A 24209-nucleotide genomic window follows, 5' to 3' on the forward strand; every position below is an offset into this window, starting at 1 on the left:
GTTATAAGCCGCCAGATTTATACACTTTCGCTGCAGGGGTGCCCTGTGCTGCTGGCAGGGTATTGCTGACTTTTTCCATTCGCACCTGGAAAGGTGGGAAGGGCATCTCAATATTATTCTGTTGAAAGCCCTGCAAGATCAGCTGATGAAGTTCATGACGTAGTGGCATCCGATGTCCCATTTCCGCAGCGTAAATACGCAGTTCAAATAGCTGGATCCCTTGCTGTAAATCGACCAGAAAGGCCTCCGGTGGCGGCGTTTTCAGGACATAACTGCAACAGTCAGCGGCATGTTTCAACACGTGGGTAACCAGTTCACTACTGGTCTGTGCTGGTGCTGGAATGGTTAATACCACACGCGTTACTGCATCAGACAGCGACCAGTTAACAAACTGTTCGGTAATAAAGGCCTTATTCGGCACGATAATCTCTTTACGATCCCAGTCTGTAATGGTGGTGGCTCGGGTATTAATTTTGGAAATCGTCCCCGTTAATTCGCGGATCGTCACGGTATCGCCGATACGGATCGGTTTTTCAAACAGAATGATCAGGCCGGAAATAAAGTTAGCGAAAATTTCCTGTAAGCCGAAGCCCAGCCCGACACCCAATGCAGCAACCAGCCATTGCAGTTTTGCCCAATCGATACCGAGCATCGAAAAACCGGTCATGCCACCGATAATCATTAGCAGGTATTTGGTTAGGGTTATGATTGCATAGCCGGTGCCAGGGGTCAGGCTAAGATGTTGCAAAATAGCCAGTTCCAGCAGTGCCGGCATATTGCGTACCAGTTGCAGCGTGATCACCAGTACCAGAATAGCGATCAGCACCGCGCCTAGGGTGACCGGTTGAATACTCTCCGCGCCAGGACCAGAGGAGGCATCCCATAGAGGTATATTCTCTAAAAAAGCGAAAGCAGAGTGTAATTCAGACCACAGCAGGATCAGTGATACTAGTGCCACCAGTGTTAACAGCGACCGCACCAGTCGCAGTGATTGCGCACTGATGGTGTCGAGATCAATAACCGGTTCCTCCATCTCATAGGATTCGGTACTGGTGGCGTTACTATGTTCTTTTTCCTCTTCACCGCTGCGAGCGCGGCTGGCCAGCATATCGGCCCTTTTCTGGCGAGCACGGTCAAATTCAATACGTCGCCGCTGGATCAGCATCCAGCGACGGATAATGTGATAAACAATTAACAGTACAAACCAGATTGCCAGCGAGCTTTCGAGTCTGGCCAACAGGGCTTGAGCCGTCGCCAGATACCCTACACAGGACGCCAGAGCGGCTATCAGCGGGATAACCATCATCACATCCCACAATAGGGTATTGGTCATATTGTGGCTGTTACCCTGGCGATCAAAATAGAGCGGTAATCCGGCTCGTTTTAGGGCATTGGTCACCACCGTCAAGGCAATACAGATCAAAATAAAACTCAGACGACCGACGGAGGCAGAAAACTGACGGTCTTCGAGGTTATCAAAGGTGATCAGCACCATAATTAGCGGCACGATCAGGCCGACCGTCAGAGAGTAATAGCGCATGGCTCTGGCGACAGAGGCCTGTGGCCAACGGAAATGGGCAATAAACAACCCGTGTGAGCGGGCAAAGGCTGCGCTGATCATAAAGGCCCATAATACGGGTAGGGTGGCCGTCACTCCATCGCCGATGGCCACCGCAATCGGGTAGGGCCAGGCATGTTGTAATCCATACCCCAGAGCCGCCCACAGTACTGGCAACGGCAAAGCAACCAATACTGACCAGACCACGGTTCTGACGGTCAGACTGAATTTGTCGAGGGTGACTTTGCCGACTTTAGCGGCAGCACGGGAGAGAAAAGCCTGATAGTGGCGGCGGGAGCTGATACTGATGATCACCAGCAGTAACGCGCCGAGGATCGGCATAATGGTATCACGGCTGGTAAGCATCATTGCCGTGGCTTTGCCTAACTGGCCAAACGTATCTAAGGACAGCAGGCGGGAGAGGTCCTGCACTACCTGTACCGGGTAATGGAAATTAACCGGCCCGACATCGGCAGTCCAAAACAGATAGCGGTGGGTGGCATCCTTGACGTCATTAAGCGCATCTTGAAGCTGGGTATTGGCCACTTTTAGCTTGGTAATTTCCAGAATCAGCGAATCACAGCCGGAGATCAGTGAGGTCAGCAGCTCACGCTGAGTGCGGATCTGAGCATCCAAAATGCGGACTTGTTCTGCAGTAAGCGGCGTACCGTTTTCTTGGGTCAGGGAGTGCAAACTTGCCTGACGGTTGAGCAGGTCTTCGTAATGCAACCGCTGTACTCGTAATTCCCCCATTTCACTGTCAATTTGTTGCTGCTTAGGCACTTCCGGCAGTCGCGCAACTTGGGCGCGTAGGGCTTCTCCCAACAAATTAGACTCTCCCAGCCACTGCGACTGTTCGCGCAGGGTGGAAAGTGCCTGTCGGACCTGTAAAGTCTGATTAGCCGCCAGACGTTGCTGTGACGCGACCAGATCCATACGCTGTGCCTGCTGATTCAGGGCAGAGGAGAGGTCACGGTTAATACTGAACTGTTCACTGATGCCTGGGGGCAGTTCACCACTGTTTTCTGCCAGTTGCTCAGTACGTTCCAGTGCCTGCTGAGCTTCTTGCTGACGCTGGTTATTCAGCTGGTTACGCAGGGCCTGCAGGTAACTGTCGAGCTGTGCCATGGTTTTCTGGTGCAGTTCAGCCCGTAATCGAGCCAGTTCCTGACGGTTACTGGCGGAGAGCTGCGCCAGTTCCAGCTCATTGACTCGAGCTTTATTGGCCGCATTGGCGGCTTCTCTGGCCCAAATTTTTGCCTGGCCGAGGGCGGTGGCTGTGGTTTGCTGGCCTTGTAAACGGCGGTCACTGTCTGTCAGTGCCCGTCTAGCTTCTGTCTGTTGCTGAGGGAGTTGGGTTAGGGAGTCACTGATGTCGCGTGCGCGATCCTGTTCCTGCTGCGCCTGACGTGTTTCCTCGAGTAATTGGCTGCTGACCTGTAGAATTTCCTGTTCGAGATCACTGCTATTCAGCGAGGTATTAACGGTTTTTGGATTATCGGTGACTGCGCTGATCTGTTGGCGCAACGCTTTGGATAACTTTGGGAAATTATCGATCACAGACTGATACTGTGCCGCCTGTTCGATAGATGCCGTGCGCTGATCGAGAAAATCCAGTGCGCTTTGTAGCGCCTGGATCTGTTCAGCCTGGGCAGGAGTCGCTTTGGCACTTCTGGCATCATTGAGAGCCTGTTTGATCTGTGTCGCGTCAGTGCTATCTGCCGCACACACAGAAAAACTGAGCCCGAGGCTCAGCACGATCGCCGCAATCAGACGCACGTCAGGATCCTCCGAGCTTACTCAGTAGCCGCAGTGTCAGTGCGAAGGCTGCTCATAGCAGCTGCCAGCGGCTGGCCGAGGCGAGTACGGCTACCCGCTTCCAGAGATTCGCTAAGCATCACTTTATTTTGGGCAAACAGATTGATCACGGTAGAGCCCAGTTTGAAACGGCCCATCTCATCACCTTTCAGCAATACTACTGCTCCGTCAGCTTCTGCTGCAGGATAATGCCAGCGCTTAATCACTCCTTCACGTGGTGGGGTAATGGTACCGGCCCAGACGGTTTCAATACTGCCGACAATGGTAGCGCCGACGAGGATTTGCACCATCGGGCCAAAATCGGTGTCGAAATAGCAGACCACGCGTTCATTGCGGGCAAACAGGTTAGGGATATTGCGTGCCGTCAGCGGGTTAACCGAGTAGAGATCGCCTGGCACGTAGACCATTTCACGCAGAATACCGTTACACGGCATGTGTACACGGTGATAATCGCGGGGGGCCAAATAGGTAGTGATAAATTGGCCATTGTAGAAATCAGCGGCCCGACGCTCATCGCCGGCCAGCAGTGCTTCTAAGGTATAATTATGGCCCTTGGCTTGAAAGACCAGGTTCTCTTCAATGCGTCCGGCTTGACTGACGGCACCGTCTGCTGGCTGAGTCAGCAGGTTTGGATCGTTATCAATTGGGCGGGCACCCTCTTTCAGAGGGCGAACGAAGAAATCGTTGAAGGTGGGGTAGGCAGAGGTCTCTTTTTTGACGGCTTCAGACATATCCACTTTGTAATACCAGACAAACAGATCGATCACTGCCCGTGTCAGCCAGCCACCTTTGCGGCTTGCTCCCCAGCCTGCCAGTTCGGTTAAGGCTTTTTTAGGTAATACTGCATTGATGCCAAGTTTGATTCGTTCCAGCATGTTGCCTCCTGGCGTTAACATGTTCTTAAAAGTAAAAGGGCAATTCACACCGCTGTGGTGTCCGCCAGTCTGTGTGATGACGTCAGTTAATCCTCACTGACTGAGAAGTTTTTACGGACTTTCACCTGTGCCATGCTCTCAAGGATGCGGTGATAGCTGTCGAAGCGGATCTCACTGATTTTTCCGTCGTCGACCGCTTGGCGGATGGCACAACCTGGATCGGTATCGTGCTTACAATCGCGAAATTTGCAGTGGCCGAGATAGTCGGCAAATTCTACAAAGCCGCGGGTAACCTGTTCCGGCTCAAGGTGCCACAAGCCGAATTCTCTGACTCCCGGGGAGTCAATCACCTTGCCGCCGTGCGGGAAGTGATAAAGGCGGGCTGCCGTAGTGGTATGCTGACCGAGGCCTGAATTATCAGAGACATCGTTGGTTAGGATCTGTTCCTGCTCACCGCTATCCAGTCCCAGCAGTTTGTTTAATAGGCTCGACTTGCCAACGCCAGATTGTCCGGCAAAAATACTGATACGGTCAGTCAATGCCTGCTCAAGAGGCGCCAGACCTTGGCGAGTGTGGCTCGAAACCATCAGCACCGGATACCCGATATCGCGATAAATCCCCATCTGCTCATCGACGAAACGGCGTCCATCATCATCCAGTAGGTCGGTTTTATTCAGAACCAGTAATGGAGCAATACCCAGTGTTTCGCAGGCAATCAAGTAACGGTCAATAATATTCAGTGACAGCTCCGGCAAGATGGCCGAGACGATGACTATCTGATCGATATTCGCGGCAATCGGTTTCAGGCCGTCGTAGTAATCAGGACGGTTCAACACCGAGGTGCGCTCGTGGACTGCTTCAACAATGCCTTTGCCGGTACCACTTTGCGGGGCGCGCCACACGACGCGGTCCCCGGTCACCAGTGAGCGTAGCGTTCGGCGTAGATTACAGCGCAGAATTTGGCCTTGGCTATCTTCTACATCGGCATGCATGCCCAATCGGCTGATCACAATACCTTCCTGCGGCTCGCCAAACAGGCTGTCATCGGGCTCTGGTTTTTCAGCGCGTGTTTTCAGGCGTCGCTGGTGGTTCGCATTCACCCGACGCTGTTGACCTTTTGACAGTTTATTTTTGCTCACACTTCCTCTCATGATTTGCCAGACTTCGCCCGGCGGGGCAAAACGTCTATGATACCATTAATAGTGACTCATAGACGATTTTAGCAACGGTGAGAGAGAAGTATGACAACCGCAAGTGAAAACAATCTGATCTGGATTGATCTGGAAATGACCGGGCTGGACCCGGAACAGGATCGAATCATCGAAATCGCCACACTGGTTACTGATGCTGACTTGAACATTTTGGCAGAAGGGCCGGTGATTGCGGTGCATCAGTCAGCGGAACAACTGGCGCTGATGGATGAGTGGAATGTCCGAACCCACACCGGTAGTGGGCTGGTTGACCGCGTCAAAGTCAGTGACTATGATGACCGCCGGGCGGAACTGGCTACACTAGAGTTCTTAAAGCAATGGGTACCGGCTAATGCCTCGCCGATCTGCGGGAACAGTATCGGCCAAGACCGCCGCTTTTTATACAAATATATGCCAGAACTGGAAGAGTGGTTCCATTATCGGGCTGTGGATGTCAGCACCCTTAAAGAATTGGCTCGTCGCTGGAAGCCTGAAATTTTGCCTGGCTTCAAAAAAACCGGTAGCCATCAGGCACTGGATGATATTCGTGAGTCGGTAGCTGAATTACGCTACTACCGCGAGAATTTCCTTAGTCTTAAGTAAAAACGACTATTCTGTCAGCAACCTGATGTTTTAATCAGCAGTCAGATAAAAAGCTGAAAAAATATGAACAACGGGGCTTGCGCCGGGAAATTATTCTCGTATAATTCGCACCCCGTAACGATGAAGAATTTATGTCGTTGCCGGCGCGGGAATAGCTCAGTTGGTAGAGCACGACCTTGCCAAGGTCGGGGTCGCGAGTTCGAGTCTCGTTTCCCGCTCCAAATTAAAAAATGATGTTGTAGTAGTTTCTCCGATGCGGGAATAGCTCAGTTGGTAGAGCACGACCTTGCCAAGGTCGGGGTCGCGAGTTCGAGTCTCGTTTCCCGCTCCAGAGAATGTAAGATATTACAAGTAGTACCCTCCAATGCGGGAATAGCTCAGTTGGTAGAGCACGACCTTGCCAAGGTCGGGGTCGCGAGTTCGAGTCTCGTTTCCCGCTCCAAATTTTCTTTCTTTTTGTTCTGTTTTATTCTCTCCAGATTCCAGATTCCAGATTCCAGATTCCAGATTCCAGATTCCAGATCAGGGATTACCCCTTTTGGCGGCGGAACACTTTGCCTATTTGAGGGCAAAAAAAATCAGCGCACCGCAGTACGCTGATCATCCTTTTACCGCCGATCGGGAGACCCGTTTTAGGCTGGAACTTTATCCGACGCTAAAGTAAATTCCTGATACAGTTCACGGGCACGGGCACAAATTGGGCCACGTGGCAGTTCACGGTCTTCGATACGGTTGCAGTGCAGCACTTTGCCGTGGTTACCGGTACTGAAGACTTCATCCGCATTCAACACATCTTCCGGGGTCAAGGTCACTTCTTCAACAGGAATGCCGTCTTCACGTAACAGCTTAATGACACGCTGACGGGTGATACCGTTCAAGAAGGTGCCGTTAGGAACTGGCGTATAAGCCGTGCCATTCTTCACGATCCACAGGTTGGCGGCAGCAAATTCAGCAATATTGCCTTCACCATCCAATACAACTGCGGTGTAGAAACCACGCTTATTGGCTTCACGAAGAATACGCTGGGAATTCGGATACAAACAGGATGCTTTAGCTTCGGTCGGTGCCATGGTGGCATCTGGACGACGGAATGGACTGAAGGTCGCGCTGAAACCGGTATCTTCTGGCAGGGCAGTTTCAAAGATGTGCAGGGCGAAGGTAGTGCTTTCTGGATCCGGCAGGATAAAACCACCCGGAGAGAAGAACAATACTTTAATATAGTAATCGGTATCGTGAGGCAGCTTTGCCAAGCCTTCGTAGACGCGGCTGATAATCTCATCCACGGTCACTTTGGGCTCCATACCCATCGCCAGCGCAGAGTTAATGGCTCGCTGACAGTGAGGTTTCAGATCAGGGAGATGGCCCTTAACAGCGCGCGCGCCATCAAAAACAGTTGAAGCCATCCATAATGCATGGTCAGTGATGCCGATAGTGGGTTTGTCTTCGGTGCTCCATTCGCCGTTAGACCAGATTATTTCGCGGTTAGTCATTGTATTCCTCAGTACCCATAGTTCCCTGTTTCCAGGGTGCAGATATAATTTATTATTGAAACTGTTTAGCTAAGAAAATATTAACAGCCAGCACGCACAGTTGACTTCAGCATACCAAGAAAAAGTAGCTGATAAACCCCCCGAGAATGAAAAGGCAGCGACTAAAAAGTAAATATTTTAATACACCCAATTGGGAAAAAAATGTGCACGGGATAAAGACACATGCCCATCCCTATCGTGAAACCTCTGATATAAGACACAACAAAAGACTTTCTGCAGACTAATACACCCTAATACTAGTAAGCAGCGTGCTAATAGGGAAAGGGTTTAGACAATAAGGATTGAAGAACTTAACGTGGAGGGGGGAGTTATTCTGAATTGCTTTAACTCAATGATTAATGAATGGGACCTTTACCGGTTTTTATCTGTGTAACAGCCTCACTTTTTTTACCTGACTGCCGGTAATACTTTCCTAGGTAGGCTATCGAGTCAAAGGGCAGGGATATTAACCGCTGTAATAATAATGGGGTTATTGCGATTATCGTCGTTATGATGGGGTGACGAGGACTTCCTCTTTACTGATTAACCTTTCGGGCTATTTTGGGATAAGACTGTTTTCTGTGATCGGAGATCCTGACGATCTTTACCTGAGCTCACTGTCCGGTGCCCGTAGTGGTTAAGGATCACCCACTCAGTGGCTGAGCGATGGCGGTTTTCGCAGCCGCTACAGATTTTCCGGAAAAAATGGCCGAGTGCTGTTGCTATTCACCAGCACCACCTGCATAATACGCCTCCCCGAAATGCCGGGCACTGGTAAAGCTTTCTGATAAGTCTCAAACAGGTCAGCGTTTCTATTGACTATCACCTATTACCTGCCATTTTTCTAGGATCTCTGTAAACAGAGTTATCCACAGTATTCCCTTATCTGCTCACAGCCTTCGTCTTATCCTGTTATTGATAGCATATTTTTTTAATTAATTGATTTTATTGTTTATATTTTTATTTTCTCAGTATGTGATTTTAATCATGTTCTGTTTGTATTGATTGAATCAAAACGTTTTTTTATTTTTATCCACAATGAAAAACGATACGTTAACAAGGCTAGCGAAAGGTGTTTCCACCGGCTTGATTCTGGCGGTTATCCTTATGGCGTAGGGGGACCGACTCGTTATCTTGGTGGGCTATGTTATCCTCAACTGATACTCACCAGTCTTAAAGGGTCACCTATGTCTGCGTCTAAACAGAGTGTTACGTCTTTACCTGCTGGGATCTGGCCGGCGGATCACTTTCCCGCTCTAGAAAAACGGCTGTGTGCGGAAGCACAACTCACTACTCATGAACTGATGTTACGGGCCGGAATGGCTGCGTTTACACGGATCCGCGAAAACTGGCCGGATGCGCGCTATTGGCGGATCCTCTGCGGCAGCGGCAATAACGGTGGTGACGGTTATGTGGTGGCTAGGCTGGCAAAAATGGCCGGTTACCGGGTGACGCTAGTGGCCTGCCAGCAGCAGGAGCCACCGGCCGAAGCAGCGCGTGCTAAGGAAGAGTGGCTAGCCTGTGGCGGCAGTTGCCGTGATCCTAATGATGCATGGCAGGATCAGGAGGATCTTATTGTTGATGCATTGTTCGGTATCGGACTGAACCGTGCGCCCCAAGGTGACTATCAGGAGCTGATTGTGGCGGCAAATGATCGCGGTGTGCCGATCCTTGCGCTGGATATCCCTTCGGGACTGCTCAGCGACAGCGGCGCAGTGCCAGGGGTGGCGATCAACGCCAGTGCAACCCTGACGTTTATTGCCCTGAAAGCGGGCTTACTCACTGGTAAAGCGCGAGAGTATTGCGGCAAACTGTGGTGTGATCCGCTGGGCTTCAACGCCGAAGATCCTAGGGAGATCCCGCCGATACGACGTTGTGATGCTGGAGATTTGTCACACTGGCTGTCGGGCCGTAAGGCCACCGCGCACAAAGGGGATAATGGTCGGCTGCTATTGATAGGCGGCGGCGAAGGTACCGGTGGTGCCATACGCTTATCCGCAGAGTCCGCATTACGCAGCGGCGCCGGTTTGGTTCGGGTCCTGACTCACCGGGATAATGTTGGCCCTTTACTGAGCGCACGCCCAGAACTGATGGTGGCGGAGGCTACGTTGCAACGCTTAGATGAGGCACTGGAGTGGGCGGATATGATTGCGATTGGTCCGGGGCTTGGACAGGATCAATGGGGACAGTCACTGCTTTCTAGGGTAAAAAAAAGTAAAAAACCGGCACTTTGGGATGCCGATGCCCTTAACCTTCTGGCAATCGATCCTGATACACGTCAGAATCGGATCTTGACTCCCCATCCGGGTGAGGCGGCCAGGTTACTAGGGGTTTCTGTCGCAGAGATTGAACAAGATCGTCTGGGTGCGGTCCGTGAACTGGTCAGCCGCTATGGTGGCGTTGTGGTGTTAAAAGGTGCCGGCACGCTGGTGGCTTCTGCACAAGGTGAGATGACCATTGCCGATGTGGGCAATCCAGGAATGGCCACCGGTGGGATGGGAGACCTGCTGAGCGGAATTATTGCCGCACTTGCTGGGCAAAAACTCTCTCTTTATGATGCAGCCTGCGCGGGGGTTATTGCCCATGGCGCCGCAGCTGATAGTGTCGCTGATGAGTACGGGATGCGGGGTATGCTAGCCACCGACTTATTGCAACCGTTACGGCGATTTGTTAATCCGGACATGAAATTAAAATAAAAGAATGAAAACCTCTGTAATCGTGTTACCTGATGAGGCGGCAACGCTGAACTTGGGCGCTACCCTGGCACAGGCGTGCCACAACGCCACCGTTATCTATCTGTATGGTGATCTCGGAGCAGGAAAAACCACCTTTAGCCGTGGATTTATCCAAGCTCTGGGTCATCAGGGCAACGTTAAAAGTCCGACTTACACTCTGGTTGAACCCTATCAACTGGGGGCGCGGACCGTTTACCATTTTGACCTCTATCGACTTGCCGATCCTGAAGAGCTTGAGTTTATGGGGATCCGTGATTATTTCGCTGAAGATACCCTGTCGCTGGTGGAATGGCCGCAACAGGGGAAAGGCTTCCTGCCGGAACCTGATGTGATCATCACAATGAGTTATGTAAATGATTGCCGCCAAGCGGAGCTGGTTGCCTGCAGCGCCTATGGTGAAACGATTATTGGCTCTGCGGGAGCGGACAACCGATGGGGGTGATGCTGCGGTCTCTTTGGCAGTCAGGGCTGTTGCTGTGGTTACTGCTTTTGATCCCCGGAGTGAACCATGCGGCCAGCCTGTCAAATATCAGTGTCGATAATGGCGGCTCTCAAGCCAAAGTCACGCTGCATTTCACCGGAAAACCTGACTATTCCTGGTTCCCACTGCACCAACCGGAGAGAGTGGTGATGGATATCAATCAGGCCGGTACCATTAAAGGCCTGCCGCTGAATTTTAGCGGAGAGAATGTCGTTAAGCGTATTCGTACCAGTAAACCGGTTAATGGCAACAGCTTCCGGCTGGTGTTCGAAGTCACCCAACCGGTCAAAACAGTGACCCGTATGGAGACTCAAGGCAACGACTACCAAGTAATTTTCACCCTGCGGGGGAAAAAAGCCAGTCAGGTAGCTGCAGGGAACAGCAGCGCCACCAGTAACCCATTTGATGGTCAGAACGGCACAGCAGCCACTAATACTAATACCACCACCTATCCCGGTGGCAAAGTGCGTAGCAATGATCAGGTGATTGTTGCGATTGATGCTGGCCATGGTGGACAGGATCCGGGTGCCACCGGCCAGAATGGCCTAAAAGAAAAAAATGTCACCATTGCGATTGCGCGTAAACTGCAGAAATTGCTAAACAGTGATCGCATGTTTAAAGCCGTCATGACCCGTAACGGTGATTATTACGTTTCGGTGATGGGGCGTTCAGAGGTGGCGCGTAAAGATAATGCCAACCTGCTGGTCTCTATCCATGCCGACTCGGCCCCCAGTCATTCGGCAAGCGGTGCCTCGGTGTGGGTGCTGTCTAACCGGCGCGCGAATTCAGAGATGGCAAGTTGGCTTGAGCAACGGGAAAAGCAGTCAGAGTTGCTGGGGGGAGCCGGTGATTTACTGGCGAATAATCAAGCGGACCCCTATTTTAGCCAAGCAGTACTCGATTTACAATTTGGCCATTCGCAGCGGGTCGGTTATGACGTCGCGGTAAAAGTGATACAGCAGTTGCGCGGTGTTACGCCGATGCATAAAAGCCTGCCAGAGCATGCCAGCTTGGGGGTATTACGTTCACCGGATATTCCGTCGTTGCTGGTGGAAACCGGATTTATCAGTAACAAAAAAGAAGAAAAGCTGCTGGGTAGTAGCGCTTACCAGGATAAAATTGCTAAAGCAATATATCGTGGATTGCGTAACTACTTCAAAGCGCACCCGATGCAGAATATCCCGCGTAAAGAAAATACGCCGCAACCGGTGGCATCAGCGTCTACGGTGAACGGGGCGACCACCCTTCACGTGGTGCGCAGCGGAGAAACGCTGACTGGTATCGCGCGTCGCTATGGTATTAGCAATCGTCAGTTGATCGAGATGAATCGCCTGAAAACAGAGGGCGTATGGATCGGCCAGCGGTTGAAAGTCCCCGTCAGTGACAGTGTGTCTAAAGCCGCAACGCCCAAGGCCGTGACGGCAAAGGTGATCAGGCATAAAGTGGTTGTTGGGGATTCGCTCAATGGTCTGGCAGTAAAATATGGAGTCAGTGCCCGCTCGATTATGCAACAGAACCGGATGCGCTCTGAGAATGTAATGCTAGGACAAACGCTGACGATTACCGTCCCCTGATACTCGCATAGGCGGGTGTTTTTTGTCACATTTAAGCGGTGAGGATGGCAATGGCAATACAAATATTACCGCCTCAGCTGGCGAACCAGATAGCAGCCGGTGAAGTGGTGGAAAGGCCGGCCTCGGTGGTGAAGGAACTGGTAGAGAACAGCCTCGATGCGGGGGCCACCCGTATCGAGGTAGATATCGATAAAGGCGGTGCTAAGCGCATTGCCATTCGCGATAACGGCTGTGGTATTTCCCGTGAGGAACTGGCGATGGCGTTGGCACGGCATGCGACCAGTAAGATCACCAGTCTGGATGATCTGGAAGCGATCATGAGCCTAGGATTTCGCGGTGAAGCGCTGGCCAGTATCAGTTCGGTTTCACGCCTGACCCTGACTTCACGGCCGGAGTCCCAAGCCGATGCTTGGCAGGCGTATGCTCAAGGCCGTGAAATGGACGTTTCACTAAAACCGGCAGCCCATCCCTGTGGCACCACCCTTGAAGTGCTGGACTTGTTCTACAATACCCCTGCACGGCGTAAATTTTTACGCACAGAAAAAACCGAGTTTACCCATATTGATGAAGTGATCCGCCGCATAGCGCTGGTCCGTTTTGATGTGGAGTTTTCACTGAGTCATAACGGTAAAAGGGTCCGCCACTATCGGGCGGCAACGGGTCAAAAGCAGCAAGAACGCCGGCTGGCCGCCATCTGCGGCAACCTGTTTCTGGAACATGCGCTACGACTAGAGTGGCAGCACGACTCATTAAGCCTCAGTGGCTGGGTCGCCGACCCGCAGGGCGCCAAACAGCTCTCTGAGCTACAATACTGCTACGTTAACGGACGTATGATGCGTGATAAGCTGATCAATCACGCTATCCGTCAGGCTTATCAGGACAGCTTGGGAGAAGATCAGCAGCCTGCCTATGTGCTTTACCTAACGATCGATCCCCATCAGGTGGATGTCAATGTGCATCCCGCCAAACACGAAGTACGTTTTCATCAGTCGCGACTGGTGCATGACTTTATTTACCAAGGGGTATTGACAGCCCTGCAAAGTGCCGCCCAATTAGCGCCCGAGACACAGGCGATCCCGCCAGCGGGAGCGGTCAACCGCACCGCGGCAGGGGGGAATCTGTTTACAGATGAGGCAAGGCAACCTGCCCAGCCATCTGCCGCCGGATCTGCGCCATCCAGTGACTGCGGACGCAGCGAAAAGCCTGTTTACCCTTCGCAAGCGCAGGCCAACTATGACAGCCCCCGTTATCAGGCGCGAGAAGGGCGGGTTTATCAGCAGATGCTATCACAGGCGGCCCATATACCGGCTGGCGAAGCTAAGCCCAGGGGAACTGCAGCAGCGATCAGTCAGGTTTCACAGGCTAGATCAGATGAGGTTGCCGATCCTCTTACGGCCCATGTCAGCAGCTTCGGTCGGGTACTGACGGTATTGCAGCAAGGTTACGCTCTGACAGAACATGGGCAGGGGCTGAGCCTGATTGCGCTACCGGTGGCCGCGCGCTGGCTGGTACAGGCGCAGCTACACTGCGATGACCAGCCGCTCCGCTCACAGCCGTTATTGATCCCTTTACGGCTCGCGGCGGATAAGCAAGAGCATCAGGCACTGACTGCACATCGAGACCTGCTAGACCAGATTGGACTGGATTTCGCCAGCGATACCCGGCATATCACCCTGCGCGGGGTGCCTTTACCATTGCGCACACAAAATTTACAAAACTTGATTCCGGAACTGTTAGGCTATCTTTCCCAACAGTCAGAGATCGGTGCGGGACAACTCGCCCAGTGGCTGGCACTTCGCTGTCAACCTACACATCCCGAATGGAATCACTCACAGGCTATTGCTTTACTGGCAGATTTAGAGCGGCTAATGCCTGCTCTGGTGGCATCACCGCCTGCCGGATTATTACAGGCAGTGGATTTAACCAATGTATTTGAAGCGTTGAAACATGAGTGAAAAACAACAGTCCGTACGACCAAAAGCGATATTTCTGATGGGACCGACGGCATCCGGTAAGACCGCTCAGGCGATTGCCCTGCGCCAGAAGCTACCGGTAGAAATTATCAGTGTTGATTCGGCACTGATCTACAAAGGGATGGATATCGGCACAGCGAAGCCCTCTGCTGAAGAGCTGGCTCTGGCCCCTCACCGTTTACTGGATATCCGTGATCCCGCAGAAGCGTATTCAGCGGCAGAGTTCCGTCGTGATGCCCTCCGGGAAATGGAAGCGATCACCCGTGACGGAAAGATCCCCCTGCTGGTGGGCGGAACCATGCTCTATTTTAAAGCCCTGCTTGAAGGGCTGTCGCCGCTGCCGGCTGCGGATCCAGAGATACGCCGTCAGATAGAAGAACGGGCGGCCAATGAGGGGTGGGAAGCGCTGCATCAGGAGCTATGTCGCATTGATCCTGATGCGGGCGATCGTATTCATCCTAATGATCCGCAGAGACTGTCTCGGGCACTGGAAGTTTTCTATATTTCGGGTAAAACTTTAACTGGCCTGACAAAAACATCCGGTGAAGCGTTACCTTACGATGTGACACAATTTGCGATCGCTCCGGCGGACCGTGAACTGCTTCATCAGCGCATTGAGTTACGTTTTCAGCAGATGCTAGCGTCGGGATTTGAGGACGAGGTGCGGGAATTATTCGCGCGTGGAGATTTGCATACAGATATGCCTTCCGTGCGTTGCGTAGGTTACCGCCAAATGTGGTCATGGCTTGCGGATGAAATCAGCTATGACGAGATGGTTTTTCGCGGCGTTTGTGCTACCCGTCAGTTGGCAAAACGACAGATTACCTGGTTGCGTGGCTGGCAGAATGTTCACTGGCTAGACAGTGATCAGCCCCTGCAAGCAGAGGACGCAATAATGAAGGTAGTTAGTGCTAACATCGGGTGATTGTGTACAATTGATAGGTTACCGTGCGCAAAATTTTCGCAATTTTTTAACTGTTGGTTCTGAAATAATAAACAACAAACCTATAAGGAAAAGAAATAATGGCTAAAGGGCAATCATTACAAGACCCGTTTTTAAACGCATTGCGTCGCGAACGTGTACCGGTTTCTATCTATCTGGTGAACGGAATTAAACTGCAGGGTCAAATCGAATCCTTTGATCAGTTTGTTATTCTGTTAAAAAACACTGTCAGCCAGATGGTGTACAAACATGCTATCTCTACAGTTGTTCCTTCACGTCCGGTATCTCACCATACCAATGCACCTACGGGTGGCAGTCACTATCATAATAACGGAACTGCATCCACTCAGTCGCAACAAGACGGTGACAGTGCAGAGTAATTTGCAACCGTAATACAGGGGCGGGGGCAATGCGTCTCCACCCTGTTTTTTTATATTAAAGAGAGGTTTTCGCTTGTTTGAGCGTTATGAAGCTGGCGAGCAGGCCGTACTGGTCCATATCTGGTTTAGCCAAGATCGCGATCAGGAAGATTTACAGGAATTTGAAACACTCGTTTCTTCCTCGGGTGTCGAATCACTGCGGGTGATCACCGGAAGTCGGAAAGCCCCCCATCCTAAATATTTTGTCGGTGAAGGTAAGGCGCAAGAAATCGCTGATGCCGTCAAAGTCACCGGCGCCTCGGTAGTCTTATTTGACCATGCCTTATCTCCGGCCCAGGAACGTAACCTGGAAGCGGTTTGTCAGTGCCGCGTGGTCGATCGTACCGGACTGATTCTGGATATTTTTGCACAGCGCGCCCGTACCCACGAAGGGAAATTACAGGTCGAGCTGGCTCAGTTACGCCATCTGGCAACCCGCTTGGTGCGCGGCTGGACCCACTTGGAGCGACAAAAAGGGGGGATCGGTCTGCGTGGTCCTGGGGAGACCCAGCTGGAAACGGACCGCCGTTTACTGCGCAACCGTATCAGCCTGATTTTGTCACGCTTAAGCCGAGTTGAGAAACAGCGTGAGCAGGGACGTCAGGCCCGTGCTAAAGCTGATATTCCCACTGTATCGCTGGTGGGTTACACCAACGCCGGTAAATCGACGTTGTTCAATGCAGTGACTGCCGCCGATGTCTATGCAGCAGATCAGTTATTCGCCACCCTCGACCCGACCTTAAGGCGGTTGCATATCACCGATGTCGGAGATGTGGTACTGGCTGATACCGTCGGCTTTATCCGTCATCTGCCCCACGACTTAGTGGCGGCCTTTAAAGCCACGTTGCAGGAGACCCGCGAAGCATCTTTGCTGATGCATGTGGTGGATGCCGCGGATCTGCGCGTCGATGAGAATATCGAGGCGGTCGATGAGGTATTAGCGGAGATCGAAGCCGATGAGATCCCGTTTCTGCTGGTGATGAATAAGATCGATTGTTTGGACGGCTTTGAGCCACGCATCGATCGCAATGAAGAGAATGTTCCGGTACGTGTCTGGTTATCAGCACAGACCGGTGCAGGGCTGCCGCTGCTGTGGCAGGCATTATCCGAACGTCTGGCCGGTGAGATTGCACAGTATGAGTTACGTCTGCCTCCAGAGGCTGGCAAAATTCGTAGCCGTTTTTACCAGTTACAGGCGATCGAAAAAGAGTGGAATGAAGACGACGGAAGTACTGGCCTGCAAATTCGGATGCCAATCGTAGACTGGCGCCGGATGTGTAAGCAGGAACCCGCTGTCATTGGTTATATTGTTTGATTTTATTTTTCAATACCTGAAGAGCGTATCTTGACCTTCGATACCGCCGCACCGACAACGAGCACCATAATTATGATAAATGGAGTATAAGCATGGCGTGGAATCAGCCCGGTAATAACGGACAGGACCGCGACCCCTGGGGAAGCAACAGCAATAAAGGCAATAACTCTGGGGGAAAACGCGGAGGGCGTGAGCAGGGACCGCCTGATTTGGACGATCTGTTTCGCAAATTGAGCCGTAAGTTTAGCAAGCCGGGGAAATCCGGTAACGGCTCTTCCTCTGATCAGCGCCCAGGGCCTGCTGCCGGTAAAATTGCCGGTATTGTGGTGGTGGTTGCGGTAGTTATCTGGGCAGGTAGCGGCTTTTATACTATTGGTGAAGCTGAGCGCGGTGTGGTTACCCGTTTTGGTAAATTCAGTCATCTGGTGGAGCCAGGTCTGAACTGGAAACCTACTTTTATCGATAATGTGCGTGCCGTCAATGTGGAAGCGGTCAGAGAATTGGCGACCACCGGAGTGATGCTGACCTCCGACGAAAACGTGGTGCGGGTTGAGATGAACGTGCAGTACCGGGTCACCAATCCGGAACAATATCTCTATGCGGTGAATGATGCCGATGAAAGCCTGCGTCAGGCAACGGACAGTGCGTTACGTGGCGTGATTGGCCGCTCGACCATGGACCGTGTCCTGACCGAAGGCCGTACCGTGGTGCGCAGTGAAACGCAGCGTGAAATCGAAGAGACTATTCGCCCTTACAATATGGGGATCAGTGTACTGGATGTAAACTTCCAGGCCGCTCGTCCGCCGGAAGAGGTGAAAGCCGCTTTTGACGACGCCATTGCTGCTCGAGAAAACCGTGAGCAATATGTGCGTGAAGCTGAGGCTTATGCCAATGAAGTGCAGCCGCGAGCGAATGGTCAGGCACAGCGTATTCTGGAAGAGGCGAAAGCCTATAAAGAGCGTACTGTGCTTGAAGCCCAGGGGGAAGTGGCACGTTTCTCCGAAATTTTACCGGAATATAAAGCAGCTCCTCAGATCACCCGTGAACGTCTCTATCTGGATACGATGGAGCGGGTTCTCTCGCAGACCCGTAATGTGATTGTCAGCGATAAAGGCAATAACCTGATGGTGTTACCTTTAGATCAATTATTGAAGGGCGGCAACGCCGTAAGCGTGACACCGTCGGCGAAGACTACTGTGCCGCCGATGAAAGCGCCTTCTTCTTCTTCTGCTGGAGTCAGTGCCAGACATTCGCAGCCCTCGTCTGGGGTGGAAAGTGTGATGGATGAGCGCCGGGCTAATGCTCTGCGTAACGACGGCGTGCGTGAAGGAGAAGAATAATGCGTAATTCAGTAATGATAGTAGCCGTTGTGGTATTGGTAGGGCTATTTTCGTCAGTGTTTACCGTGCCGGAAGGGCAGCGGGGGATCATGGTGCGCTTTGGTAAAGTTCTGCGCGACAGTGATAACAAACCGAAGGTCTATGGCCCGGGGCTGCACTTTAAAGTACCTTTCTTTGAAACAGTAAAAACCCTCGATGCCCGTATCCAGACCATGGACAATCAGGCAGACCGCTTTGTTACCAAAGAGAAAAAAGATCTGATTGTCGATTCCTATATTAAGTGGCGGATCAGTGATTTCAGTCGTTATTATTTGGCTACCGGTGGTGGAGATATGTCTCAGGCCGAGCTGTTGTTGCGCCGTAAGTTTAGCGACCGTCTGCGCTCGGAGATTGGCCGCTTGGATGTGAAAGACATCGTGACGGACTCCCGCGGGCGTCTGACCACTGATGTGCGGGACGCACTCAACACAGGCAGTGCCGGCAGCGATGATGATGTGCAGACGCCTGCGGCGGACAATGCCATCGCCAGTGCGGCGGCCCGGGTAGAGCAGGAGACGCAAGGCAAGGTCGCTGCGGTGAATCCGAACAGTATGGCGGCACTGGGGATCGATGTGGTTGATGTCCGCATCAAGCAGATCAACCTGCCTGCTGAAGTGTCGGATGCTATCTATAACCGTATGCGGGCTGAACGAGAATCCGTCGCCCGTAGCCAGCGCTCTCAGGGGCAGGAAGAAGCGGAAAAAATCCGTGCTCAGGCCGATTATCAGGTCACTGCAACACTGGCGGAAGCTCAGCGTGAAGCACTGATCATCCGTGGGCAAGGTGATGCTCAGGCGGCTAAATTGTTCGCCGATGCGTTCAGCCAAGACCCGGACTTCTATGCCTTTATGCGTAGCCTGACCGCCTATGAGAACAGTTTCAAGGGTAACCGTGATGTGATCGTTATGAGCCCAGACAGTGATTTCTTAAAATATATGAAATCTCCTGTGACCAGCAGTCGCTGATCAGGACGGTACTAATTGGGGCCGGCAGATTCGCCGGCCTTTTTTATGGAAATGAGTGATGAATACAACAATATGGAGCGCCGTGGCGCTGGTTTTGATCCTCGAAGGTCTCGGGCCGATGTTATTTCCCGGTGGCTGGCGAAAGTTTATCGCTTCGGTGACGGGGCTACCAGACCGGTTACTGAGGCGGTTTGGGGGTGGGCTAGTGGTGGCAGGGATTGTTATCTTCTATATGACCAGCCATTGAGGGCCACTGATCCGGCGCATAAGATAAAAATTCAGCAAAAAACTGCGCAATCGTGTGCTAAAAATGCTGAAAGCGACCATTTCAGATGGTAGAATCCTTTTTTAAGCAATCGGTGGTTTTGGAAAATGGGTAAGAACGTTGTCGTCCTTGGCACCCAATGGGGTGATGAAGGCAAAGGTAAAATCGTAGATCTTCTGACTGAACGTGCTAATTATGTTGTCCGCTACCAAGGCGGCCACAATGCCGGTCACACACTTGTCATCAACGGTGAAAAAACCGTCCTCCACTTAATTCCATCAGGTATTTTACGCGAAAACGTCACCAGCATTATTGGTAACGGCGTAGTATTGTCACCTGAAGCCTTAATGAAAGAGATGAAAGGCCTCGAAGATCGCGGCATCCCTGTACGCGACCGTCTACTGTTATCCGAAGCCTGCCCGCTTATCCTTCAGTATCATGTTGCGATGGACCTGGCCCGCGAAAAAGCGCGTGGCGATAAGGCTATCGGCACCACAGGACGCGGCATTGGTCCTGCTTACGAAGATAAAGTGGCCCGCCGCGGTCTGCGCGTCGGTGACCTGTTTGATAAAGACACCTTCGCCGTTAAGCTGAAAGAAATTGTTGAGTACTACAACTTCCAGCTGGTCAACTATTACAAAGTTGACCCAGTCGATTACCAGAAAGTTCTGGATGACGTGCTGGCAATTGCCGATATCTTGACCGGTATGGTCGTAGATGTTTCTGAACTGCTGGACAACGCGCGTAAGCGCGGTGATCTGATGATGTTCGAAGGGGCACAAGGCACCCTGCTGGATATCGACCATGGCACCTATCCGTATGTGACCTCGTCTAATACCACTGCTGGTGGCGTGGCAACCGGTTCAGGTCTGGGCCCGCGTTACGTGGATTACGTACTGGGTATCGTTAAAGCTTACTCCACCCGTGTCGGTGGTGGCCCATTCCCGACTGAACTATTTGATGATGTTGGCGAATACTTGGGTCAGAAAGGGAACGAGTTTGGTGCGACTACCGGGCGTCGCCGTCGTACTGGCTGGCTGGATGCTGTCGCGGTACGCCGTGCCGTCCAAATCAACTCGCTGTCTGGCTTCTGCCTGACAAAACTGGATGTTCTGGATGGATTAGACACGGTGAAAATCTGTGTCGGCTACCGTATGCCAGATGGCCGTGAAGTGACCACCACTCCGCTGGCAGCGGAAGGTTGGGAAGGGATTGAACCGATTTACGAATCAATGCCAGGCTGGAAAGAGAGCACTTTTGGTGTGAAAACGCCGGAAGGTCTGCCGAAGGCTGCCCATGATTACATCAAGCGCATTGAAGAGCTGACAGGCGTTCCGGTTGATATTATTTCAACCGGCCCTGATCGCAGTGAAACGATGATCCTACGCGACCCGTTTGATGCATAATCATACTCAGGCCGGATTGTTTCCGGCCTTTGTCTTTTCTGGTATTGTCTGTCTTCTCCCTTCGTTTGCTGATCAGGTTTATCGGTTACTTAAATAATTCTCCGCAAAAACGGACTCTGGTTTATTATCAGTACACAGAGGGCTTTTTGCTGACTTACCGTACAGAAACTGTGCGGCACATATACCGAGGAAACCGTGCATCTAACCAGCTTTACCGATTACGCGCTGCGTGCATTAGTCTATATGGCCACCTTACCGGAAGGTAAAATGACCAATATTACTGAAGTCACGGAGATCTACGGAGTCTCCCGTCACCATATGGTTAAAGTGATTCACCAACTGAGTCGTGAAGGCTTTATCTATACCAGTCGCGGTAAAAATGGGGGTATTCGGCTCGGCATGCCTGCACAGGCAATTAATCTGGGTAAAGTGGTCAGGAAGCTGGAACCCTTGCAGTTAGTCAATTGTGATGAGTGTGCTATTACCCCGGCCTGCCGTTTAAAAGCAGCGTTACATAAAGCAATGGAACAATTTCTTAGGGAACTGGACACTTATACGCTCGCGGATATCGTTAAAGATAACAACGATCTATATAAAATTCTTATCACGGATGCCGCTGTGGTAACTACACATTCATGACATCGGAGGTACCTATGTCACACGATCCTTTTGAGCAACGGGAAGCGGAAAAATATGATAATCCGATCCCAAGCCGAGAATTTATCCTCGCGCATTTAGAAAAGCGCGATAAACCTGCCCGCCGTGATGAGTTGGCGCAGGAATTAGACATCAGCGGTGAAGAACGCACCGAAGCTCTGCGCCGCCGCCTGCGCGCCATGGAGCGTGATGGTCAATTGGTATTTACCCGCCGCCAGTGCTACGCCCTGCCGGAACGCCTTGATCTACTGCGCGGTAAAGTGATTGGCCATCGTGATGGCTACGGCTTTCTGCGTCTCGAAGACAGCAAAGATGATCTCTATCTGTCGGCAGAACAGATGAAGCTATGCATGCATGGTGACATTATTCTGGCACAGACCGGCGGTTCAGACCGTCGTGGTCGCCGTGACGCACGGGTGGTGCGGGTGGCCGAGCCTCGCAATAACCAGATTGTTGGCCGTTACTTTGTCGATGCCGGTGCTGGCTATGTGGTGCCAGATGACAGCCGCCTTAACTTTGATATTCTGATTGAGCCGGAGTACACCCTCAATGCCCGTATGGGCGCGGTAGTGGTGGTGGAAATCGAAAAACGCGGTAACCGCCGCCATAAAGCTTTAGGGCGTATCGTCGAGATCCTCGGCGATAATATGGGCACTGGGCTGGCCGTTGATATGGCATTGCGTACCCATGAGATCCCCCACGACTGGCCGGAAGCCGTTTCCGAGCAGATGGCCGCGCTCAGTGAGCAGGTGCCGGAGCAAGCCAAACAAGGACGCGTTGACCTGCGTCAGTTACCGCTGGTCACTATCGACGGCGAAGATGCCCGTGACTTTGATGATGCGGTCTACTGCGAGAAAAAACGCGGCGGCGGCTGGCGTTTGTGGGTAGCCATTGCTGACGTCAGCTATTATGTGCGGCCGGGTACTGAACTGGATAACGAAGCGCAACAGCGCGGCACGTCGGTCTATTTCCCGTCTCAGGTCGTGCCAATGCTGCCGGAAGTGCTGTCAAACGGCCTGTGTTCACTCAACCCGCAGGTTGATCGCCTGTGTATGGTTTGTGAGATGACGATCTCCGCCAGCGGTAAGCTCAGTGGTTACAAGCACTACGAAGCAGTGATGAACTCCCATGCTCGTCTGACCTATAACAAAGTGTGGAGTATTCTGCAGGGCAATGAAGAGCTGCGTGAACAGTATGCGCCGCTGGTCGGTCATCTGCAGGAGCTGCACAATATGTATCAGGTCCTGGAGCAGGCCCGTGCGCAGCGCGGCGGCATTTCATTTGAGACCGAAGAAGCAAAATTCATCTTCAACGCCGAGCGTCGTATCGAACGTGTGGAGAGAGCGTCGCGTAATGATGCCCATAAACTGATCGAAGAGTGTATGATTTTAGCGAACATCGCCTCCGCACGCTTTGTTGAAAAATATCAGGAACCGGCACTGTTCCGTGACCATGACCGTCCGACCGAAGATAGCATCAAAGGCTTCCGTACGGTACTGAGTGAGCTGGGCCTGAGCTTGTCCGGTGGCAGAACGCCTGCTCCGCTGGATTACTCAGAATTACTGGAAAAGATCGCGGGCCGTCCTGATGCGGAAATGCTGCAAACCATGCTGCTGCGCTCGATGAAGCAGGCAGTCTATGACCCAGAAAACCGTGGACACTTTGGTTTGGCGCTGACCTCTTATGCGCACTTTACCTCGCCAATCCGCCGTTATCCGGATTTGTTGCTGCACCGTGCGATCAAGTATCTACTGGCGAAAAATGCCGGTCAGCTGGAGGGGAACACCACTCCAACTGGCGGTTATCACTATGATATGCAACAGATGCTGCAATTGGGGCAACACTGCTCAATGACCGAGCGTCGTGCCGATGAAGCCACCCGTGATGTTGCCGACTGGTTGAAATGTGACTTCATGCAGGATCAGGTGGGGAACAGCTTTAGCGGCGTGATTTCCAGTGTCACCGGTTTCGGGTTCTTTGTTCGTCTCAACGACCTGTTTATCGATGGTTTGGTGCATGTCTCGTCTCTGGATAACGACTATTATCGCTTCGATGCTATCGGTCAGCGACTGATCGGTGAATCCGGTGCACGCACTTACCGCCTTGGTGATATCGTCGAAGTCCGGGTGGAAGCAGTGCATATTGATGAGCGTAAAATCGATTTTGCCCTGATTTCTAGCCAGCGCCAGCCGCGTAATCCAGGTAAAACCGCCAAAGATAATGCCAAAAAAGCCACTTCGACGACCTCAAAACGTCGTCGTGAAGTGCGTAATGGGGCTAACTTTGAGCCGGACAGTGCTTTCCGCAATGACAGTAAGAAACCTGCTAGAAAGCGCGGTAAGAAGAAAAAATCCGTGACCGATAATAGCCAGACCCCGGCCAGCACCACTGCGGGCGCGCCGGCGAAGAAAGTAAAAAAGGTTTCGGAGAAAACCCGTAAGATTGCTGCCGCCACCAAAGCGAAGCGTGCAGCTAAAAAAGAGAAGTCTGCGACCAAACAGTCAGACTGATTACCCGCTCTCCC

18 protein-coding genes and 3 tRNA genes are annotated in these 24209 nt (G+C 52.0%); 17 read left to right on the forward strand and 4 right to left on the reverse strand.

The annotated features are described in order from the left end of the window. Position 1 precedes the first annotated feature (1 nt). The 3 genes from mscM to rsgA form a co-directional block, all read right to left on the reverse strand. Positions 2–3337, reverse strand: coding sequence for a miniconductance mechanosensitive channel MscM (gene mscM / locus DW47_RS0111315; RefSeq protein ID WP_029686532.1), 3336 nt, complete (start codon positions 3335–3337; stop codon positions 2–4). A 17-nt stretch (positions 3338–3354) separates the two neighbouring features. Further along, entirely contained in the window at positions 3355–4251 is an 897-nt protein-coding gene (gene asd, locus DW47_RS0111320; protein WP_051150916.1) for an archaetidylserine decarboxylase, read from the reverse strand. 86 nt (positions 4252–4337) lie between these two features. Beyond that, positions 4338–5390, reverse strand: a complete 1053-nt coding sequence (rsgA, locus tag DW47_RS0111325; protein WP_029686534.1) for a small ribosomal subunit biogenesis GTPase RsgA — start codon at positions 5388–5390, stop codon at positions 4338–4340. A 102-nt stretch (positions 5391–5492) separates the two neighbouring features. On the opposite strand from rsgA, the gene orn reads away from it, so the two are divergent. The 4 genes from orn to DW47_RS0111345 all read left to right on the forward strand — a co-directional run bounded on the left by orn (position 5493) and on the right by DW47_RS0111345 (position 6486). Further along, a complete protein-coding gene (orn, locus tag DW47_RS0111330; protein WP_029686535.1) occupies positions 5493–6044 on the forward strand; it encodes an oligoribonuclease in 552 nt (183 codons plus the stop codon). Positions 6045–6189: 145 nt separating this feature from the next. Then, positions 6190–6265 (forward strand) — tRNA-Gly (locus tag DW47_RS0111335). Positions 6266–6299: 34 nt separating this feature from the next. Beyond that, positions 6300–6375: transfer RNA gene (locus DW47_RS0111340), tRNA-Gly, on the forward strand. 35 nt (positions 6376–6410) lie between these two features. Continuing rightward, positions 6411–6486 (forward strand) — tRNA-Gly (locus DW47_RS0111345). Positions 6487–6676: 190 nt separating this feature from the next. On the opposite strand, the gene DW47_RS0111350 is transcribed toward DW47_RS0111345, so the two are convergent. Next, entirely contained in the window at positions 6677–7534 is an 858-nt protein-coding gene (locus DW47_RS0111350) for a branched-chain amino acid aminotransferase (protein WP_029686536.1), read from the reverse strand. A gap of 1226 nt (positions 7535–8760) precedes the next feature. On the opposite strand from DW47_RS0111350, the gene nnr reads away from it, so the two are divergent. The 13 genes from nnr (at position 8761) to rnr (ending at position 24195) form a co-directional block, all read left to right on the forward strand. Continuing rightward, complete coding sequence (gene nnr / locus DW47_RS0111355) at positions 8761–10269, forward strand: bifunctional ADP-dependent NAD(P)H-hydrate dehydratase/NAD(P)H-hydrate epimerase (RefSeq protein ID WP_029686537.1); 1509 nt, start codon at positions 8761–8763, stop codon at positions 10267–10269. A gap of 4 nt (positions 10270–10273) precedes the next feature. Then, positions 10274–10750 (forward strand): tRNA (adenosine(37)-N6)-threonylcarbamoyltransferase complex ATPase subunit type 1 TsaE, encoded by a 477-nt coding sequence (gene tsaE / locus DW47_RS0111360; RefSeq protein WP_029686538.1) that lies wholly within the window; start codon positions 10274–10276, stop codon positions 10748–10750. Continuing rightward, entirely contained in the window at positions 10750–12363 is a 1614-nt protein-coding gene (gene amiB, locus DW47_RS0111365) for an N-acetylmuramoyl-L-alanine amidase AmiB (protein WP_029686539.1), read from the forward strand. The genes tsaE and amiB overlap by 1 nt, the downstream gene beginning before the upstream one ends. Before the next feature lie 50 nt (positions 12364–12413). Next, positions 12414–14318: a DNA mismatch repair endonuclease MutL gene (gene mutL / locus DW47_RS0111370; RefSeq protein WP_029686540.1), complete on the forward strand. Its 1905-nt coding sequence runs from the start codon at positions 12414–12416 to the stop codon at positions 14316–14318. After that, complete coding sequence (gene miaA, locus DW47_RS0111375) at positions 14311–15261, forward strand: tRNA (adenosine(37)-N6)-dimethylallyltransferase MiaA (RefSeq protein ID WP_029686541.1); 951 nt, start codon at positions 14311–14313, stop codon at positions 15259–15261. Before mutL ends, miaA begins: the two co-directional genes overlap by 8 nt. Positions 15262–15359: 98 nt before the next feature. Further along, positions 15360–15659: an RNA chaperone Hfq gene (gene hfq, locus DW47_RS0111380; protein WP_029686542.1), complete on the forward strand. Its 300-nt coding sequence runs from the start codon at positions 15360–15362 to the stop codon at positions 15657–15659. Between the two features lie 73 nt (positions 15660–15732). Further along, positions 15733–17013, forward strand: coding sequence for a ribosome rescue GTPase HflX (hflX, locus tag DW47_RS0111385; RefSeq protein WP_029686543.1), 1281 nt, complete (start codon positions 15733–15735; stop codon positions 17011–17013). Positions 17014–17105: 92 nt separating this feature from the next. Then, a complete protein-coding gene (gene hflK / locus DW47_RS0111390) occupies positions 17106–18353 on the forward strand; it encodes an FtsH protease activity modulator HflK (protein ID WP_029686544.1) in 1248 nt (415 codons plus the stop codon). Beyond that, a complete protein-coding gene (hflC, locus tag DW47_RS0111395) occupies positions 18353–19357 on the forward strand; it encodes a protease modulator HflC (RefSeq protein WP_029686545.1) in 1005 nt (334 codons plus the stop codon). Before hflK ends, hflC begins: the two co-directional genes overlap by 1 nt. A 58-nt stretch (positions 19358–19415) precedes the next feature. Further along, the gene (locus tag DW47_RS17015) at positions 19416–19604 is read left to right on the forward strand and encodes a DUF2065 domain-containing protein (RefSeq protein ID WP_071846642.1); all 189 of its coding nucleotides are present in this window, start codon (positions 19416–19418) and stop codon (positions 19602–19604) included. A gap of 125 nt (positions 19605–19729) precedes the next feature. Continuing rightward, on the forward strand, positions 19730–21028 hold the full coding sequence (locus tag DW47_RS0111405) for an adenylosuccinate synthase (RefSeq protein ID WP_029686547.1): 1299 nt from the start codon (positions 19730–19732) through the stop codon (positions 21026–21028). A gap of 195 nt (positions 21029–21223) precedes the next feature. Next, a complete protein-coding gene (gene nsrR, locus DW47_RS0111410; protein ID WP_029686548.1) occupies positions 21224–21667 on the forward strand; it encodes a nitric oxide-sensing transcriptional repressor NsrR in 444 nt (147 codons plus the stop codon). Between the two features lie 14 nt (positions 21668–21681). After that, positions 21682–24195, forward strand: coding sequence for a ribonuclease R (gene rnr / locus DW47_RS0111415; RefSeq protein ID WP_029686549.1), 2514 nt, complete (start codon positions 21682–21684; stop codon positions 24193–24195). Positions 24196–24209: the final 14 nt, after the last annotated feature.

This window comes from Tatumella saanichensis (genome assembly GCF_000439375.1).
In the GTDB taxonomy this organism is placed as follows: Bacteria; Pseudomonadota; Gammaproteobacteria; order Enterobacterales; family Enterobacteriaceae; genus Tatumella; species Tatumella saanichensis.